The organism is Streptomyces sp. NBC_00876 (assembly GCF_045207435.1).
Taxonomy (GTDB): Bacteria; Actinomycetota; Actinomycetes; order Streptomycetales; family Streptomycetaceae; genus Streptomyces.
This window is the reverse complement of sequence record NZ_CP108800.1, coordinates 5,367,004-5,384,218: the sequence shown is the minus strand read 5'-3', so window position 1 is coordinate 5,384,218 and position 17,215 is coordinate 5,367,004. Positions and strand designations below refer to the sequence as shown.

Genomic DNA, 17,215 nt, shown 5'->3' with positions numbered 1-17,215 from the left:
AGATCGGTCACCCAGGGTCACGCGCCGGGCAGTGGGCGGCTTCGTACGCCGAGCCGTTCGTCGGGGTCACTCACCGCGTCACTCGCCGGGCCAGTTCGCCTTCCGCTTCTCGTTGAACGCGGCCACACCCTCAGCCCGGTCCCCGGAGAAGGCCACCGACCGCCACGCGGAGTCCTCGACCTCCAGGCCGGCCCGCAGATCGAGCCCGTGCCCCAGCCGCAGCGCCCGCTTGGCCGCCCGCAGCCCCACCGGCGAGTTGGCCGCGATCCGGCCGGCGAGCGCCAGCGCCCCGGCCCGGTCCTCGCCCTCCGCGACCAGCTCGTCCACCAGCCCCAGCTCCCGCGCCTCGGCGGCCGGCACCCGGCGGGCGGTGAAGATCAGCTCGGCGGCGCGCGCCGCCCCGACCCGGCGCGGCAGCAGCTGCGTGCCGCCGCCGCCCGGGATGACGCCGACCGAGACCTCGGGCAGGCCCACCAGGGCGGTCCGGTCGGCGACGATCAGGTCGCAGGACAGGGCCAGCTCGAATCCGCCGCCGAGCGCGAAACCGTGCACCGCGGCGATCGTCGGCATCGGCAGTTCGAGCACACCGGTGTAGGCGGCCCGCGCGGTGGGCCGCTGACGCACCAGGTCCGCGTCGGTGAAGGAGTTGCGCTCCTTGAGGTCCGCACCCACGCAGAAGGCCCGCTCGTGGCTCGAGGTGAGGACGGTGACCCGTACGTCGGGGTCGGCGGCGAGCGCGGCGCAGGCGGCCGCGATCGAGCGGGCCATGTCCGTGGACACCGCGTTCATGGCCTTGGGCCGGTCGAGAACCAGCTCGGCGACGTGTTCCAGGCCCTCGTGGCCCCGCACGGCGACGAACTCCCCGAACCGCTGCTCCGACGTGACGGTCATGACTGCACCCCTCCGGTTAACGAGCGTTACCGGAGGGATCCTAGGGTCTTTCGTTTGAATCCGGCCCGGCCCCGGCGAGAGACCCCGGAGCTCTCCCCCGGTGAAGGGGGCAGGGCTCGGTCAGGACGTGCCGCGACGGGCCAGCAGCCACGGTTCGACGATGCCGAGGCCGCGCACCGGGCGCTGCCACATCGGCTGCAGCCCGTAGCGGTACTTGGGCACGGGCTTCGGCTCCTCGCCGTCCGCGCCCTCCTTCTCTGCCCGCTCGGCGGCCGCCGCGGCGTCCTGCGCGGCCTGGGCCTCGGAGACGGGGGCGTCGCCGGTACGGGTCAGCTCCTCGGCGAACGCCCCGTCCACCAGGACGGCGTCCTTCGGAGCTATCGAGGTCAGCCGGCTGGCGAGGTTCACCGTGGTGCCGAAGACATCGCCCATCCGGGTGGTGACGGTGCCGAACGCGATGCCGACGCGCAGCGCCGGCATCGTCTCGTCCAGGGCCATGGCCTCGACGAGACGCAGCGCGATCTCGGACGCGGTGCCCGCGTCGTCGGCGGCGAAGAGGACCTCGTCGCCGAGGGTCTTGATGAGCCGGCCGCCGTGCGCGGCGACGAGGTCGGCGCAGGTGGTCTCGAAGGACTCGACGAGCTCGCCGAGCTCCTCCTCCTCCAGCCGGCGGGTCAGCCGGGTGAACCCGACGAGGTCGGCGAAGCCGACGGCCAGACGCCGGTCGACCATCTCCTCGTCGTCCGCCGCCTGGACGACCCGGCCGGTGGCGGCGGCGAGCTGGCGCCGCCACACGTACACCAGGAATTCCTCCAGCTCCGGCAGGAGCAGTTCGATCAGGGGGTACGTGACCTCGGTACGGGTCATGCCCGGTTCCGGCGGCTCGGTGAGGCCCTCCAGGAACGAATCGATCTGCCACTCCGCCAGCCGGGCGGTGGTCTGCCCGGTCGACCGGGCCACCTGGATCGCCATCGGCTCGCTGAGCAGCCCGGCCTCGACCAGACCGGACAGCCGCCGCAGCGCCAGCACGTCCGCCTCGGTCAGCGCCTTGGCCTGACCGATGTCCGCGAAGCCCATGGCCCGCCAGAACCGGGACGCCAGGTCCATGGAGACCCCCGCGGTCCGGGCGGCCTGGAACGGCGTGTAGCGCCGGTCTGCGCCCAGGATCAGCTGTTCCAGCCTGATCGCGAGGGGGTCGTCGGTGGGTTCCACCGTGTGGTCGACTTCGTGATGCGGTGTCGCGTGGACCGAGGAGTCCGACGGGGGCTGTGTGCCCGCGCCGGAGGTCGTGTCGTCGACGGTCACCAGCCGCCTCCTGCCCGTTCCCTGCGCACTGCCCTGCCGATCTGTCGGTGGATCGCCTCAACGATACGGCAGGTGTGCCCTACCTCACGTCGTCCAGGCGTTACCGGAGTGCTTCGCGCCGTGCGGGCGCGGCTCAGGTCAGTCCGCCCCCGGCCCCGCGCAGATGCACGATGTCGCCCGCCGACACCGGTTCCCGCAGCCCGTCGCCGGTCGACAGGACCAGCCGCCCGTCGCCGTCGATCGCGACCGCCTCCCCGGTGAGCGTGCGATCGCCCGGCAGCTGGGCCCGCACCGTCCGGCCGAGCGTGGCGCAGCCCGCCGCGTACGCCTCCTGGAGGCCGCTCGCCGCCGCGTCGCCGTCCGCCGCCCGCCACTGCCCGTACCACTGCTCCAGTGAGCGCAGCACGCCCCGCAGCAGCGTCTCGCGGTCGGTGGACACGGCGCCGGCGAGGGCCAGTGAGGCGGCCGTGGGGGCCGGCAGTTCGTCCTCGCGCAGGGAGACGTTGAGGCCGATGCCGATGACGACGCCGTCACCGGCCCGCTCCGCGAGGATGCCGCCCGTCTTGCGCTCCTGCCCGTCGACCGTGACCAGCAGGTCGTTGGGCCACTTCAGCGCGGTGTCGACGCCCGCCGACTTCGCCAGGCCGGTCGCCGCGGCGACGCCCGCCAGGAGCGGCAGCCAGCCCCAGCGCTGCACGGGGACGTCGCCGGGGGTCAGGTAGACGGAGAAGAACAGCCCGGAGCGCGCCGGGGCGGTCCAGGTCCGGTCCAGCCGCCCCCGGCCCGCGGTCTGCTCCTCGGCGACCAGGACGGTGCCCTGGGCGAGGGAGGCCGCGCGCCCCGCGAGATCGGAGTTGGTGGAGCCGGTACGGGTCACCACGTCCAGGGCGGTCCACAGGCCGTCCGGCCGCAGCAGTCCACGCCGCAGCGCGGGAACGTTCAGGGGCGGCCGGTCCAGGTCCGACCAACGGCTGTGAGACGCATCCGAAGGTGTCATGCAAGCCACCCTAGGTGTGTCAAACGACGCACTGCCGAACCGTATCCGCGCCGATACGCTACGGATCAGTAGCCGTTCGGCGCTGCGGGCCGTCAGCGGTTCATCCGCTGACCAGCAGCGCAGTCGTCCCCCGTGACCAGGCAGGGAGCCGCCACCCGATGTCCGAGCCGGAAGAGATCGACATCCACACCACCGCGGGCAAGCTCGCGGACCTGCAGCGCCGCATCGACGAGGCGACCCACGCGGGGTCGGCGCGCGCGGTGGAGAAGCAGCACGCGAAGGGCAAGCTGACCGCGCGCGAGCGGGTCGGTCTCCTGCTCGACGAGGGTTCCTTCGTGGAGCTCGACGAATTCGCCCGGCACCGCTCGACGAACTTCGGGATCGAGAAGAACCGGCCGTACGGAGACGGTGTCGTCACCGGGTACGGCACGGTCGACGGCCGCCCCGTCTGCGTGTACTCGCAGGACTTCACCATCTTCGGCGGCTCGCTCGGCGAGGTCTACGGTGAGAAAATCGTCAAGGTGATGGACTTCGCGCTGAAGACCGGCTGTCCGGTCATCGGCATCAACGACGGCGGTGGCGCCCGCATCCAGGAAGGCGTGGCGGCGCTGGGTCTCTTCGCGGAGATCTTCCGGCGCAATGTGCACGCCTCGGGTGTCGTCCCGCAGATCTCCCTGATCGTCGGACCGTGCGCGGGCGGCGCGGTGTACTCCCCCGCGATCACCGACTTCACGGTCATGGTCGATCAGACCTCGCACATGTTCATCACCGGGCCCGACGTCATCAAGACGGTCACCGGTGAGGACGTCGGCTTCGAGGAGCTCGGCGGCGCCCGTACCCACAACACCACCTCCGGTGTGGCGCACCACATGGCGGGCGACGAGAAGGACGCCATCGAGTACGTCAAGTCGCTGCTGTCGTACCTGCCGTCGAACAACCTCTCGGAGGCCCCGGCCTTCCCGGAGGAGGCGGACCTGGCCACCACCGACGAGGACCGCGCGCTCGACACGCTCATCCCCGACTCGGCGAACCAGCCGTACGACATGCACACCGTGATCGAGCACGTGCTGGACGACGGCGAATTCCTGGAGACCCAGGCGCTGTTCGCGCCGAACATCCTCACCGGGTTCGGCCGGGTGGAGGGTTATCCGGTCGGTATCGTCGCCAACCAGCCGATGCAGTTCGCCGGCTGCCTGGACATCAACGCGAGCGAGAAGGCCGCCCGGTTCGTCCGGACGTGCGACGCGTTCAACGTGCCCGTGCTGACCTTCGTGGACGTGCCGGGCTTCCTGCCGGGTGTCGACCAGGAGTACGGCGGCATCATCCGCCGCGGCGCCAAGCTGATCTACGCGTACGCGGAGGCCACGGTCCCGCTGATCACGGTGATCACCCGCAAGGCGTTCGGCGGCGCGTACGACGTCATGGGCTCCAAGCACCTGGGCGCCGACATCAATGTCGCCTGGCCGACCGCGCAGATCGCCGTCATGGGCGCACAGGGCGCCGTCAACATCCTGCACCGCCGTACGATCGCCGCCGCCGAGGATCAGGACGCCACCCGCGCCGAGCTGATGGCGGACTACGAGGACGCGCTCCTCAACCCGTACGTGGCGGCCGAGCGCGGCTACGTGGACGCGGTGATCATGCCGCACGAGACCCGGGCGCAGGTGGTCAAGGGGCTGCGGCAGCTGCGGACCAAGCGCGAGTCGCTGCCCCCGAAGAAGCACGGCAACATCCCCCTCTAGAAAGGGTCCTGGCCATGATCAAGGTCGTACGGGGCAACCCGACCCCGGAGGAGCTGGCCGCCGCACTCGCGGTGGTCCGGGCGCGCGCCGCGGCGGCGTCCGCCGTGTCGTCCGGTGCGCCGGAGCTGCCCGCACAGTGGTCCGACCCGGCCCGGCCGGCCCGGCGCGGCCGCCATATGCCGGGACCGCGGGCCTGGGCGCGCACGTACTGGCCCGGATAACCGCGGCCGCCCCGGGCCCGGATCCCCTGCGGGGTCCGGGCCCGGGGCGTGTTCCGGAAGGATCTGGTCCGTACGCGCCGGGGGGCTGAGTACAGGTACTCAGGCGCGGCGCCGGTGCCCGCAGCAGGATCGTTCGCATGCTGTGGTCCGATCCCGAGAACAAGCCCCCGAAAGAGCTGCGCGACATGCAGGACATGATGCGCCGCGCGGGGCTGGTGCTTGCCCTGGCCATGGTGGTGGCCATGTTCGTGCTCGGGACGCGGTGACGCGGTCCCGCACGGTGCCGCCGGTGGCGGCGGCGGGCCCGGCCGTGCCGAGCACGGATACCGGGCCCCCGCCCCCTTTGTACGATGACGCTCATGACTGATCCCGCTCGCCGCCGTCTCGTGCTCGCCTCCGCCTCCCCCGCCCGCCTCGGCCTCCTGCGGCAGGCCGGGTTCGCGCCCGAGGTGATCGTCAGCGGGGTGGACGAGGACGCGCTGAGCGCCCCGACGCCGGGCGAGCTCGCGCTGGTGCTCGCCGAGGCCAAGGCGGCCGTCGTGGCCGGGCTGCCGGAGGCGGCGGGGGCCCTGGTCATCGGGTGCGACTCGGTGCTCGATCTCGACGGCGAGGCGCTCGGCAAGCCGGCCGACGCCGAGGAGGCCACGGCTCGCTGGAAGTCCATGCGCGGCCGCGCCGGTGTACTGCGGACGGGGCACAGCCTGACCGACACCGCGAGCGGTCGCACCGCGTCGGCGACCGCGTCCACCACGGTCCGTTTCGGTGAACCGACGGACGCCGAGATCGCCGCCTACGTGGCCTCCGGCGAACCGCTGCACGTCGCCGGCGCCTTCACGCTCGACGGGCGCTCGGCACCGTTCGTGGACTCCATCGACGGGGACCCGGGCAATGTCATCGGGCTCTCGCTGCCGTTGCTGCGCAGGCTGCTGGGCGAGCTGGGGCTCTCGGTCACCGACCTGTGGGTCTCGGACTGACCGTCCCTCAGGCGGGCGCCGGGGCCGCCGGCTGCTCGGGCTCCGGCTCGGTCCGGACGGCCGGCTCCTCGCCTGCGGAGCCGTACGCCACCAGCGTCAGCACGATCAGGCCGAGCACCACCATCATGAACACGAACGCGGTCCAGCCGACCAGACCCACGGTCAGGGCGCCCAGCACCCCGTGGATGACGGCGCAGGAGATGAGCACGGTCCGGGCGGCGCGGCCCGGGGCGCGGTCGCGGATGCCGGCCAGCAGGAGCAGTACACCGCACAGCACCAGGAACAGTCCCGAGACGCCGCCCAGCACCCAGGTGCCCTTGGACATGACTCCGGGGTCCGTGCCGGCCATGGACATGTCCTGGTTCTTCACCACCGTCCCCAGGACAACGTTGATGATCACGATGCCCACGGCTTCCGCGAACAGTACGAGCGCGGCTATGAAAGCCACCGGCCTGCGCACCACTGCGCTCACCCCCTGTTACCTGTAGTACGTGCGATAGCGCGGACCCTACTAACGGGTAATGCCCACGACAAGGGGGTGCGTCAACCTTCGCACCCCCCTATCCACCCCGGCATTACGCGCCCTCTGTGGGCGCCCTCGTGCGTCGCGCAAAGAATCTCGTGCCCGTTAGTGGGAACTCCACAAAGAAACACGGGGTGTCGCTGCCTGTGCAGACAGAGACCTGGACCACACCTCACGGCTACTGTGCGGTCATGCGACCCGGCGTACCGTGGTGGCACAAGGGATTTCGCGACTCGAGCAAGCCTCGAATCACACTCCGTGTGGGCAAGCTCACCATTGGGGACGGGTCGTAAGGCCGTGTCGGTAGTCCCTAAACTCAGCTTGTTTCAAGGAGGGAGCCATCGTGCGCAAGGTGCTCATCGCCAACCGTGGCGAAATTGCTGTCCGTGTTGCTCGGGCCTGCCGGGACGCGGGAATCGGGAGCGTGGCCGTCTACGCAGACCCGGACCGCGACGCTCTGCATGTGCGTGCGGCCGACGAGGCATTCGCTCTGGGCGGTGACACCCCGGCCTCCAGCTACCTGGACATGGCCAAGGTGCTCCAGGCGGCCAAGGATTCCGGGGCGGACGCGATCCACCCGGGTTACGGATTCCTTTCCGAGAATGCCGAGTTCGCCCAGGCAGTGCTGGACGCCGGTCTCACGTGGATCGGCCCGCCGCCGCAGGCGATCCGGGACCTCGGTGACAAGGTCGCCGCCCGTCACATCGCCCAGCGCGCCGGTGCCCCGCTCGTCGCGGGCACCCCGGACCCGGTCTCGGGCTCCGCCGAGGTCGTCGCCTTCGCCGAGGAGCACGGGCTGCCGATCGCGATCAAGGCCGCGTTCGGCGGTGGCGGGCGCGGGCTGAAGGTCGCGCGCACGCTGGAGGAGATCCCGGAGCTGTACGACTCCGCGGTCCGTGAGGCCGTCGCCGCCTTCGGGCGCGGGGAGTGCTTCGTGGAGCGCTACCTGGACAAGCCGCGGCACGTGGAGACCCAGTGCCTGGCCGACAGCCACGGCAACGTGGTCGTCGTCTCGACCCGTGACTGCTCGCTCCAGCGCCGTCACCAGAAGCTCGTGGAGGAGGCCCCGGCCCCCTTCCTGTCCGAGGCGCAGAACGCGGAGCTGTACGCGGCCTCCAAGGCGATCCTGAAGGAGGCCGGCTACGTCGGCGCCGGCACGGTCGAGTTCCTGGTCGGCACGGACGGCACGATCTCCTTCCTGGAGGTCAACACCCGCCTCCAGGTGGAGCACCCGGTCACCGAGGAGGTCACCGGCCTCGACCTCGTGCGCGAGATGTTCCGCATCGCCGACGGCGAGGAGCTCGGTTACGGCGACCCGGCCGTGCGCGGCCACTCGTTCGAGTTCCGGATCAACGGCGAGGACCCGGGCCGCGGCTTCCTGCCGGCGCCCGGCACCGTCACCGTCTTCGCCCCGCCGACCGGCCCCGGCGTCCGCCTGGACGCGGGCGTGGAGTCCGGCTCGGTCATCGGCCCGGCCTGGGACTCGCTGCTGGCGAAGCTGATCGTGACCGGTGCGTCACGCGCACAGGCACTTCAGCGCGCGGCCCGTGCGCTGGCCGAGTTCAACGTCGAGGGCATGGCCACCGCCATCCCGTTCCACCGCGCGGTCGTCGTCGACCCGGCGTTCACCAGCGACCCGTTCCGTATCCACACCCGCTGGATCGAGACGGAGTTCGTCAACGAGATCAAGCCGTTCGCCGCTCCCGCCGACGTGGAGGCGGACGAGGAGTCCGGCCGCGAGACGGTCGTCGTCGAGGTCGGCGGCAAGCGTCTCGAGGTCTCGCTGCCCTCGTCGCTGGGCATGAGCCTGGCCCGTACGGGACTCGCGGCGGGCGCCAAGCCCAAGCGCCGCGCGGCGAAGAAGTCCGGCTCGGCGGTCTCCGGCGACACCCTCGCCTCCCCGATGCAGGGCACGATCGTGAAGATCGCCGTCGAAGAGGGCCAGGAAGTCCAGGAAGGCGATCTGATCGTCGTCCTGGAGGCCATGAAGATGGAACAGCCGCTGAACGCCCACCGGGCCGGCACGATCAAGAGCCTGGCCGCCGAGGTCGGCAGCTCGGTCTCCTCCGGTGCCGTCATCTGCGAGATCAAGGACTGACCCCGCACCGCCCCACCTGATCCACCGGCGCCCCGCTCATGTCATAGGACGTGAGCGGGGCGCCGGTCATTTCCGCGCGAGGCCTTCCTCGTCCGTCGTTACGGAGAGCACCTCCGGTTGCGCGATGGCATCCTGGACCCAGGGGCGGAACAGGGAGGACTGCGCAATGGCGATGAGCACGGCACGGACACCGGCACGCACGCCGGACCGGCCCATGCGCGCCGACGCGCGCCGCAACTACGACCGGCTGCTCACCGAGGCCCGCACCGCCTTCGCGGAACACGGCACCGACGCGTCCCTGGAGGACGTCGCACGGCGTGCGGAGGTGGGCATCGGCACGCTGTACCGCCACTTCCCGACCCGGCACGCCCTGATGAGCGCGGTCTTCCAGGAGGCGGTCACCTCACTGATCACCCGCTCCCGCGAACTGGCCGCGGCGGAGCGGCCGTGCGCCGCTCTGGTGGAGTGGCTGGGTGCGATCGTCACTCATGCGGGTGAGTACCGGGGGCTGGCCCAGGCGCTCATGTCGACGTGCCGCGACGAGACTTCGGCCCTCGCGCGGTGCAATGTGCCGATGCGCGAGGCGGGTTCGGTGCTGCTGGCCCGGGCACAGGCGAGCGGCTCGGTACGCGCGGATGTGTCCATCGACGATCTGATGCAGCTGACGAACGCGATCGCCCTGGCCGCCGAGCAGTCACCGGACGATCCGGGACTCGCCGGACGGCTGCTGACGCTGACGCTGCGCGGCCTGAAGGGGGATTCGAACCCCTCCGGCGGCCAATCCAGCCCCACCACCGACTCATCCAGCCCCACCGGCGGCTGATCCAGCCCCACCGGCGGCCAATCCAGCCCCTCCGGCGATTGAGGAGCGGGGGTACGGGGGCAGCGCCCCCGGAACCCGCACCCGCACCCGCACCGCCGTCCCGCTACAGGCTTCCCGATACCGCCGCCCCGCTACCGGCGGCGCAGGTCCGCCACTCTGCCCCGGTCCCCCTGCCCGCCCTGCTCCGCCAGCACCGCCGCCCCCCGCAACTGCTGCGCATGGGTGCGCCGCTGTCCCGGCAGGGGCATGTCGCGCCGGGCGGCCCGGCCCGGTGGCGCGGGGTCGGCCGAGGCGGGGCCGCCTCCGGCACCGGCCACCGCGATCTGCACCCCCTGGTCCGCCAGGGCCTGGAGCTCCGCGGCCGCCCGGTCGTCGTGACCGGCCGGTTCGTCCGTCACCAGACGGGTGATGAGATCCGTCGGCACGGTCTGGAACATGGTGTCGGAGCCGAGCTTGGTGTGGTCGGCGAGGACCACCACCTCCGCGGCGGCCTGCACCAGCGCCCGGTCCACGCTCGCGGAGAGCATGTTGGACGTGGAGAGCCCGCGTTCGGCGGTGAGCCCGCTTCCGGACAGGAAGGCGCGCGAGACCCGCAGCCCCTGGAGCGACTGCTCGGCCCCACTGCCCACCAGGGCGTAGTTGGAACCGCGCAGAGTGCCCCCGGTCATCACCACTTCCACCCGGTTGGCATGGGCCAGCGCCTGGGCGACCAGCAGTGAATTGGTGACCACGGTCAGCCCGGGGACCCGCGCGAGCCGGCGGGCCAGCTCCTGCGTGGTCGTACCGGCTCCGACCACAATGGCCTCGCCTTCTTCGACGAGACCGGCGGCCAGGTCGGCGATGGCCGTTTTCTCCGCGGTGGCGAGATGGGATTTCTGCGGAAAGCCGGACTCCCGCGTAAAACCGCCCGGCAAAACCGCACCGCCGTGCCGGCGGTCGAGGAGTCCTTCTGCCTCCAGTGCCCGCACGTCCCGCCGTACGGTCACTTCGGAGGTCTGGACGACGCGGGCGAGCTCACGGAGCGATACCGCCCCGTTGGCACGCACCATTTCGAGGATCAACTGACGACGTTCTGCAGCGAACACAGAACTGACAGTAACGTGACCGCCCGAGAGTTTTCAGCAGTTTGCGCCGAATTGCAGAAGTTGTACACACAAGGGGCCGCCAAGTGGTATAGGCGGCCCCGTTGTTGTTCCGTACTGATCGAACGGCGGTCCCGGACCGCCTGAGTTGCCGGGAGTTGCCGGGGAATGCCGGGTTCCCGGGGGTGGCTACGCCTCGCCCGCGCGCTTGCGGGTGTGCAACTGACGGGCCACTTCCGCGATCGATCCCGACAGGGACGGATACACAGTGAAGGCGTTTGCGATCTGTTCCACCGTCAGATTGTTGTCGACCGCGATCGAGATGGGGTGGATCAGCTCGCTCGCCCGCGGCGAGACGACACAGCCGCCGACCACGATGCCGGTGCCGGGCCGGCAGAGGATCTTGACGAAGCCGTCGCGGATGCCCTGCATCTTGGCGCGCGGGTTGCGCAGCAGCGGCAGTTTGACGACCCGGGCGTCGATCTTGCCGCCGTCGACATCGGCCTGGCTATAGCCGACCGTGGCGATCTCGGGGTCGGTGAAGACGTTCGAGGAGACCGTCTTCAGGTTCAGCGGGGTCACCGCGTCACCGAGGAAGTGGTACATCGCGATCCGGCCCTGCATCGCGGCGACGGAGGCGAGGGCGAAGATCCCGGTGACGTCACCGGCCGCGTAGACGCCCGGTGCGCTGGTGCGGGAGACCTTGTCGGTCCAGATGTGGCCCGAGTCCTTGAGCCGGACCCCGGCCTCCTCCAGACCCATGCCCGCGCTGTTGGGGATCGCGCCGACCGCCATCAGGCAGTGCGTGCCGGAGATGACCCGGCCGTCGGCGAGGGTCACCTCGACCCGGTCGCCGACGCGCTTGGCGGACTGGGCACGGGAGCGGGCCATGACGTTCATGCCGCGGCGGCGGAAGACGTCCTCCAGGACGGCGGCCGCGTCCGGGTCCTCGCCCGGCAGCACCCGGTCCCGGGACGAGACGAGGGTGACGCGAGAGCCGAGGGCCTGGTAGGCGCCGGCGAACTCCGCACCCGTCACGCCCGAGCCGACCACGATGAGCTCCTCGGGGAGCTCGTCGAGGTCGTAGACCTGGGTCCAGTTCAGGATCCGCTCACCGTCGGGGAGCGCGTCCGGGATCTCCCGGGGGTGGCCGCCGGTCGCGATCAGCACGGCGTCGGCGGTGAGGGTCTCCTCCGTGCCGTCGGCCGCGGTGACGACGACCTCGCGCGAGCCGTCGGCGGCCTGGAGGCCCTCCAGACGGCCGCGCCCGCGCATCACCCGTGCGCCCGCACGGGTGACGGAGGCGGTGATGTCGTGGGACTGGGCGAGCGCCAGGCGCTTCACCCGCCGGTTGACCTTGCCCAGGTCGACGCCGACGACCCGCGCCGCCTGCTCTATGTGCGGCGTGTCGTCCGCGACGATGATGCCGAGCTCCTCGTACGAGGAGTCGAAGGTGGTCATCACCTCTGCCGTCGCGATCAGGGTCTTCGAAGGCACGCAGTCGGTGAGTACGGACGCGCCGCCGAGGCCGTCACAGTCGACGACGGTCACCTCCGCGCCGAGCTGGGCACCCACCAGTGCCGCCTCGTACCCGCCGGGTCCGCCGCCGATGATCACGATCCGGGTCACGAAAAGTCCGCCTCGCGTTTCTCGTCCCGCGGCCGTCTGCTGTCCCGGCCGGGGGTCCGGGGGATCGCCCCGGGGGAATGCAGTACGTACTTCATTGTCCCGCACGCGCCAAGGTGCTTCGCCCCGGGGCCCTCCATACGTGGGGCGGGGCTGCCCGCGCGCGGGCGGCGGGTGGGCGGCGGGTGGTGAAACCGGGTCCCCCTGGCGGGTCTTCCTCACAGGAATCGACCCTCCCGGGGCCACCTCCCGTACCCTCGACCCCATGTCGCTCTACGCCGCGTACGCCGGCAACCTCGACGCGCGGCTGATGACGCGCCGCGCACCGCACTCACCGCTGCGCGGCACCGGCTGGCTGAACGGCTGGCGGCTGACGTTCGGCGGCGAGCAGATGGGCTGGGAGGGCGCGCTGGCCACGGTGGTCGAGGCGCCGCGCTCCCAGGTCTTCGTGGCCCTGTACGACCTGGCCCCGATGGACGAGGACTCCATGGACCGCTGGGAGGGTGTCGGCCTCGACATCTACCGGCGCATGCGGGTGCGGGTGCACACCCTGGACGGCGAGGAGCCGGCCTGGATGTATGTGCTGAACGGCTACGAGGGCGGGCTGCCGTCCGCCCGCTACCTGGGCGAGATCGCCGACGCGGCCGATTCCGCGGGCGCGCCGCACGATTATGTGATGGAGCTCCGCAAGCGCCCCTGCTGAGCACCGGGGCACCGCCCTGATCTGCCCTTTCGCAGGATCACCACGCGCTGGCTGTGGGAACACACGAACGGACGCGGCCAGACTCTGTACGAGGGCATCTACGCGCGTAGGGAATCAGCGGTTACGCTCATCCGCGTGAACGCATCAGTTATTCCGGACCTCATCCAGGGCGACCCGCACGCCGCCGCCGCCGACGCCGCCGCCCGCCTGCGCGAGCTCACCGGTGCCGAGACCCACGACGTCGCCCTTGTGATGGGCTCCGGCTGGGCGCCCGCCGGCGATGCGCTCGGCACTCCGGAGGCCGAGTTCCCGGTGACGGAACTGCCCGGGTTCCCCGCCCCCGCCGTCCAGGGCCACGGCGGCACGATCCGCTCGTACCGCTTCGGCGAGAAGCGCGCCCTGGTCTTCCTTGGCCGTACGCACTTCTACGAGGGCCGCGGCGTCGCCGCCGTGGCGCACGGGGTGCGCACCGCGGTCGCCGCGGGCTGCAGGACCGTCGTGCTGACGAACGGCTGCGGCGGACTGCGCGAGGGCATGCGCCCCGGACAGCCCGTCCTGATCAGCGACCACATCAACCTCACGGCGGCGTCGCCGATCATCGGCGCCAACTTCGTCGACCTGACCGACCTGTACTCGCCGCGGCTGCGGGCGCTGTGCAAGGAGATCGACGACACGCTCGAGGAGGGCGTGTACGTGCAGTTCCCCGGCCCGCACTACGAGACGCCGGCCGAGATCAACATGGTCCGCGTGATGGGCGGCGACCTCGTCGGCATGTCCACCGTGCTGGAGGCCATCGCGGCCCGCGAGGCGGGAGCGGAGGTGCTGGGCATCTCGCTGGTGACCAACCTGGCGGCGGGGCTGAGCGGCGAGCCGCTGAACCACGAAGAGGTGCTGCAGGCGGGGCGCGACTCGGCGACCCGGATGGGCTCGCTGCTGGCGCGGGTCCTGGACCGGATCTGACCCCAGGCCCCCTCAGCCCCTCCGGCGTTCGAGGAGCGGGGTCCGGGGCTGAGCCCCACACCACCACAACGGCCACACCCCGGAAGGCGGACCACCGTGCAGCAGGACCTCATCACGCGGGCCAGGACCTGGCTCGCCGAGGACCCGGACCCCGAGACCCGCGACGAGCTGGCGAAGCTCATCGAAGCCGAGGACCTCGACGAGCTCGGCGCACGGTTCGCCGGCACGCTCCAGTTCGGCACCGCCGGACTGCGCGGTGAGATCGGCGCCGGGCCGATGCGGATGAACCGCGCGGTGGTCATCCGCGCCGCCGCCGGGCTCGCCGCGTACCTCAAGGACCAGGGACAGGCCGGCGGCCTCGTCGTCATCGGCTACGACGCCCGCTACAAGTCCACCGACTTCGCGCGGGACACGGCCGCCGTGATGACCGGCGCCGGCCTGCGGGCAGCGGTACTCCCCCGCCCGCTCCCCACCCCCGTACTGGCGTACGCCATAAGGCATCTGGGGGCCGTCGCCGGCGTCGAGGTCACCGCCAGCCACAACCCGCCGCGCGACAACGGCTACAAGGTCTACCTCGGCGACGGCTCGCAGATCGTGCCGCCCGCCGACGGCGAGATCGCCGCCGCGATCGCCGCGACCGGCCCGCTGGACACCGTGCCCCGCCCCGAGGGCGGCTGGGAGATCCTCGGCGACGACGTCCTGGACGCCTATCTGGCGCGTACGGACGCGGTACTGGCCGCCGGTTCGCCGCGTACCGCCCGCGTCGTGTACACGGCGATGCACGGCGTCGGTACGTCCGTGCTCACCGCCGCCTTCGACCGGGCCGGCTTCTCCGCCCCGGTGCTCGTCGCCGAACAGGCCGAGCCCGACCCCGCGTTCCCCACCGTGGCCTTCCCCAATCCGGAGGAGCCCGGCGCGATGGATCTCGCGTTCGCCACCGCGCGCCGCTCGGACCCCGACATCGTCATCGCCAACGACCCGGACGCAGACCGCTGCGCCGTCGCCGTCCCGGACCCGGCGGCCAACGGCGGCTGGCGGATGCTGCGCGGCGACGAGGTCGGCGCCCTGCTCGCCGCGCACCTCGTCCGACGCGGTGTCACCGGTGTGTTCGCCGAGTCGATCGTGTCCTCGTCCCTCCTCGGCCGGATCGCCGCGAAGGCGGGCCTGGGCTACGAGGAGACGCTGACCGGCTTCAAGTGGATCGCCCGCGTCGAGGGTCTGCGGTACGGATACGAGGAGGCGCTCGGCTACTGCGTCGACCCGGACGGCGTACGCGACAAGGACGGCATCACGTCCGCGCTCCTGGTCGCCGAACTCGCCTCCGTACTGAAGGAGCAGGGCCGCACGCTCCTGGACCTGCTGGACGATCTCGCGGTCGAGCACGGGCTGCACGCCACCGACCAGCTGTCGGTCCGGGTCGAGGACCTGTCCGTCATCGCGGACGCCATGCGCCGGCTGCGCGAGCAGCCGCCGGCCGCGCTCGCGGGCCTGGCCGTCACCTCGGCCGAGGACCTGTCGCACGGCACGGAGCTGCTGCCGCCCACCGACGGGCTGCGCTACCACCTGGAGGGCGCCCGGGTGATCGTGCGCCCGAGCGGCACCGAGCCGAAGCTCAAGTGCTATCTGGAGGTCGTCGTGCCGGTCGGCTCGGCCGACGAGCTGCCCGCGGCCCGCGCGAGGGGCGCGGAGCTGCTGGCCGGCATCAAGCGGGACCTGGCGGCCGCGGCCGGGATCTGACGAACACCCGGACCGCGGCCGGACCGCACCGGGTCGTCCGAAGGTCCGGCGCCCTGTCCGCGTGCGAGAGAAGGGGCCCCGGCGCGGGACCCCTTCCTCGGCTCACTCAGCCGGCGACCCGGGCCATCCACTCCTCGACGTCGTCCGCCGACCGCGGCAGACCGTCCGAGAGGTTCTCGTGGCCGTCCTCGGTGACGACGAGGTCGTCCTCGATCCGGACTCCGATGCCGCGCCACTCCTCGGGCACGGTGAGGTCGTCCGCCTGGAAGTACAGGCCGGGCTCGACGGTGAGCACCATGCCGGGCTCCAGCACGCCGTCGACGTACTCGTCGTTCCGGGCCTCCGCGCAGTCGTGGACGTCCAGACCGAGCATGTGACCGGTGCCGGCCATGGTGAAGCGGCGCTGGAGGCCGAGTTCGTACGCGCGGTCGGCCGGGCCCTCGATGAAGCCCCACTCGACCAGCCGGACCGCGAGGTGACGCTGCGACGCCTCGTGGAAGTCGCGGTAGGCGGCACCCGGCTTCACGGCGGCCATGCCCGCTTCCTGGGCCTCGTACACGGCGTCGTACACCTTGCGCTGCACCGGCGTGAAGGTCCCGCTGATCGGCAGGGTGCGGGTGACGTCGGCGGTGTAGAGGGTGCGCGACTCCACACCGGCGTCGAGCAGGAGCAGGTCGCCGGGGCGCACCGGGCCGTCGTTGTCGGTCCAGTGCATGATCGTGGCGTGCTCGCCCGCGGCGCAGATGGAGCCGTAGCCGACGGCGTTGCCCTCAAGGCGTGCGCGGCGGAAGAACGTGCCCTCGATCCACCGCTCGGACGACGCGACGGCCCCGGAGAGGTCACCGATCGCGTCGGTGAATCCGCGGACGGTGGAGTCGACGGCCTTGCGGAGCTCGTTGATCTCCCAGTCGTCCTTGACGAGGCGGAGGTCGCTGAGCGCCTCCTCCAGCTCGAAGTCGCGCTCCTCGTCGGTGGTGACGGCGGCCTGGAGGGCCTGGTCGATACCGCGGACGATCCGGGTCGGCGCCTCGGAGGCGGCGGCGAGGTCTTCGGCGGCCGTGCGGACGTCGCGGCAGGGCAGACCGAGCACGAGCTCCGACTCGGCGAGCGAGCGGCGCCGGCCCATCCAGAGCTCCGCCGTGGGGCCGGTCCAGAACTCGTCGTTGTCCCGGCTGTCACGCGGCAGCTGGAAGCAGTAGGCGTCATGCCCGCCGTCCGCGCGCGGTTCGAGGACGAGGGCGCCGTCACGGGCCTGGTCCCCGGTCATGTGCACATAGCCGGTGTACGGACGGAAGGGGTAGCCGTCGTCGTTCGAACGGACCTTGAGGTTCCCGGAGGGGATCACGAGGCGTTCGCCCGGGAAGCGCGCGGAGAGCGCGGCGCGGCGGCCGGCCGCGTACGGAGCCTGCTCGTCGAGCTCCAGATCGTGCCGCTCGGTGTCCGCCCAGCCGGTCCGCATCAGCGCGGACAGTTCCTCGGAGATCCCTGAGTAGAGCCCGTTCCGTCGGCCTTTCGCCACGTCCTGCACCTCTT

16 protein-coding genes are annotated in these 17,215 nt (G+C 71.7%); 9 read left to right on the top strand and 7 right to left on the bottom strand.

Annotated features, from left to right (window positions below):
- Positions 1–78 precede the first annotated feature (78 nt).
- The 3 genes from OG782_RS23775 to OG782_RS23765 all read right to left on the bottom strand — a co-directional run bounded on the left by OG782_RS23775 (position 79) and on the right by OG782_RS23765 (position 3,193).
- Complete coding sequence (locus OG782_RS23775; protein WP_406454100.1) at positions 79–891, bottom strand: enoyl-CoA hydratase/isomerase family protein; 813 nt, start codon at positions 889–891, stop codon at positions 79–81.
- Between the two features lie 120 nt (positions 892–1,011).
- Complete coding sequence (locus tag OG782_RS23770) at positions 1,012–2,196, bottom strand: adenylate/guanylate cyclase domain-containing protein (RefSeq protein WP_406454098.1); 1,185 nt, start codon at positions 2,194–2,196, stop codon at positions 1,012–1,014.
- A 133-nt stretch (positions 2,197–2,329) separates the two neighbouring features.
- On the bottom strand, positions 2,330–3,193 hold the full coding sequence (locus tag OG782_RS23765) for a biotin--[acetyl-CoA-carboxylase] ligase (protein WP_406454096.1): 864 nt from the start codon (positions 3,191–3,193) through the stop codon (positions 2,330–2,332).
- A gap of 158 nt (positions 3,194–3,351) precedes the next feature.
- Here OG782_RS23765 and OG782_RS23760 point away from each other — a divergent pair, with 158 nt between their 5' ends.
- The 4 genes from OG782_RS23760 (at position 3,352) to OG782_RS23745 (ending at position 6,130) form a co-directional block, all read left to right on the top strand.
- The gene (locus tag OG782_RS23760; RefSeq protein ID WP_406454094.1) at positions 3,352–4,935 is read left to right on the top strand and encodes an acyl-CoA carboxylase subunit beta; all 1,584 of its coding nucleotides are present in this window, start codon (positions 3,352–3,354) and stop codon (positions 4,933–4,935) included.
- A 14-nt stretch (positions 4,936–4,949) separates the two neighbouring features.
- Entirely contained in the window at positions 4,950–5,156 is a 207-nt protein-coding gene (locus OG782_RS23755; protein WP_406454092.1) for an acyl-CoA carboxylase epsilon subunit, read from the top strand.
- A gap of 137 nt (positions 5,157–5,293) precedes the next feature.
- The gene (gene mmpB / locus OG782_RS23750) at positions 5,294–5,422 is read left to right on the top strand and encodes a morphogenic membrane protein MmpB (protein WP_406454090.1); all 129 of its coding nucleotides are present in this window, start codon (positions 5,294–5,296) and stop codon (positions 5,420–5,422) included.
- Positions 5,423–5,506: 84 nt separating this feature from the next.
- Positions 5,507–6,130, top strand: a complete 624-nt coding sequence (locus OG782_RS23745) for a Maf family protein (RefSeq protein ID WP_406454088.1) — start codon at positions 5,507–5,509, stop codon at positions 6,128–6,130.
- A gap of 7 nt (positions 6,131–6,137) precedes the next feature.
- Here the strand turns inward: OG782_RS23745 and OG782_RS23740 are convergent, their stop codons facing one another.
- Positions 6,138–6,602, bottom strand: coding sequence for a hypothetical protein (locus tag OG782_RS23740; protein ID WP_406454086.1), 465 nt, complete (start codon positions 6,600–6,602; stop codon positions 6,138–6,140).
- Positions 6,603–6,996: 394 nt separating this feature from the next.
- Between OG782_RS23740 and OG782_RS23735 the strand changes: the two genes are divergently transcribed.
- Together OG782_RS23735 and OG782_RS23730 are read left to right on the top strand one after the other, a co-directional pair.
- Positions 6,997–8,751, top strand: coding sequence for an acetyl/propionyl/methylcrotonyl-CoA carboxylase subunit alpha (locus OG782_RS23735; RefSeq protein WP_406454084.1), 1,755 nt, complete (start codon positions 6,997–6,999; stop codon positions 8,749–8,751).
- Between the two features lie 166 nt (positions 8,752–8,917).
- The gene (locus OG782_RS23730; protein ID WP_406454082.1) at positions 8,918–9,574 is read left to right on the top strand and encodes a TetR/AcrR family transcriptional regulator; all 657 of its coding nucleotides are present in this window, start codon (positions 8,918–8,920) and stop codon (positions 9,572–9,574) included.
- Positions 9,575–9,705: 131 nt separating this feature from the next.
- Here the strand turns inward: OG782_RS23730 and OG782_RS23725 are convergent, their stop codons facing one another.
- Positions 9,706–10,659 (bottom strand): DeoR/GlpR family DNA-binding transcription regulator, encoded by a 954-nt coding sequence (locus tag OG782_RS23725; RefSeq protein WP_406454080.1) that lies wholly within the window; start codon positions 10,657–10,659, stop codon positions 9,706–9,708.
- 186 nt (positions 10,660–10,845) lie between these two features.
- The gene (locus tag OG782_RS23720) at positions 10,846–12,285 is read right to left on the bottom strand and encodes an NAD(P)H-quinone dehydrogenase (protein WP_406454078.1); all 1,440 of its coding nucleotides are present in this window, start codon (positions 12,283–12,285) and stop codon (positions 10,846–10,848) included.
- Between the two features lie 262 nt (positions 12,286–12,547).
- Here OG782_RS23720 and OG782_RS23715 point away from each other — a divergent pair, with 262 nt between their 5' ends.
- The 3 genes from OG782_RS23715 to OG782_RS23705 all read left to right on the top strand — a co-directional run bounded on the left by OG782_RS23715 (position 12,548) and on the right by OG782_RS23705 (position 15,682).
- The gene (locus tag OG782_RS23715; RefSeq protein ID WP_024490113.1) at positions 12,548–12,985 is read left to right on the top strand and encodes a gamma-glutamylcyclotransferase; all 438 of its coding nucleotides are present in this window, start codon (positions 12,548–12,550) and stop codon (positions 12,983–12,985) included.
- Between the two features lie 135 nt (positions 12,986–13,120).
- Entirely contained in the window at positions 13,121–13,945 is an 825-nt protein-coding gene (locus tag OG782_RS23710; RefSeq protein ID WP_406454076.1) for a purine-nucleoside phosphorylase, read from the top strand.
- Positions 13,946–14,041: 96 nt separating this feature from the next.
- Positions 14,042–15,682, top strand: a complete 1,641-nt coding sequence (locus tag OG782_RS23705; RefSeq protein WP_406454074.1) for a phospho-sugar mutase — start codon at positions 14,042–14,044, stop codon at positions 15,680–15,682.
- Positions 15,683–15,788: 106 nt separating this feature from the next.
- Here the strand turns inward: OG782_RS23705 and OG782_RS23700 are convergent, their stop codons facing one another.
- Positions 15,789–17,201: an aminopeptidase P family protein gene (locus OG782_RS23700; RefSeq protein ID WP_406454072.1), complete on the bottom strand. Its 1,413-nt coding sequence runs from the start codon at positions 17,199–17,201 to the stop codon at positions 15,789–15,791.
- Positions 17,202–17,215: the final 14 nt, after the last annotated feature.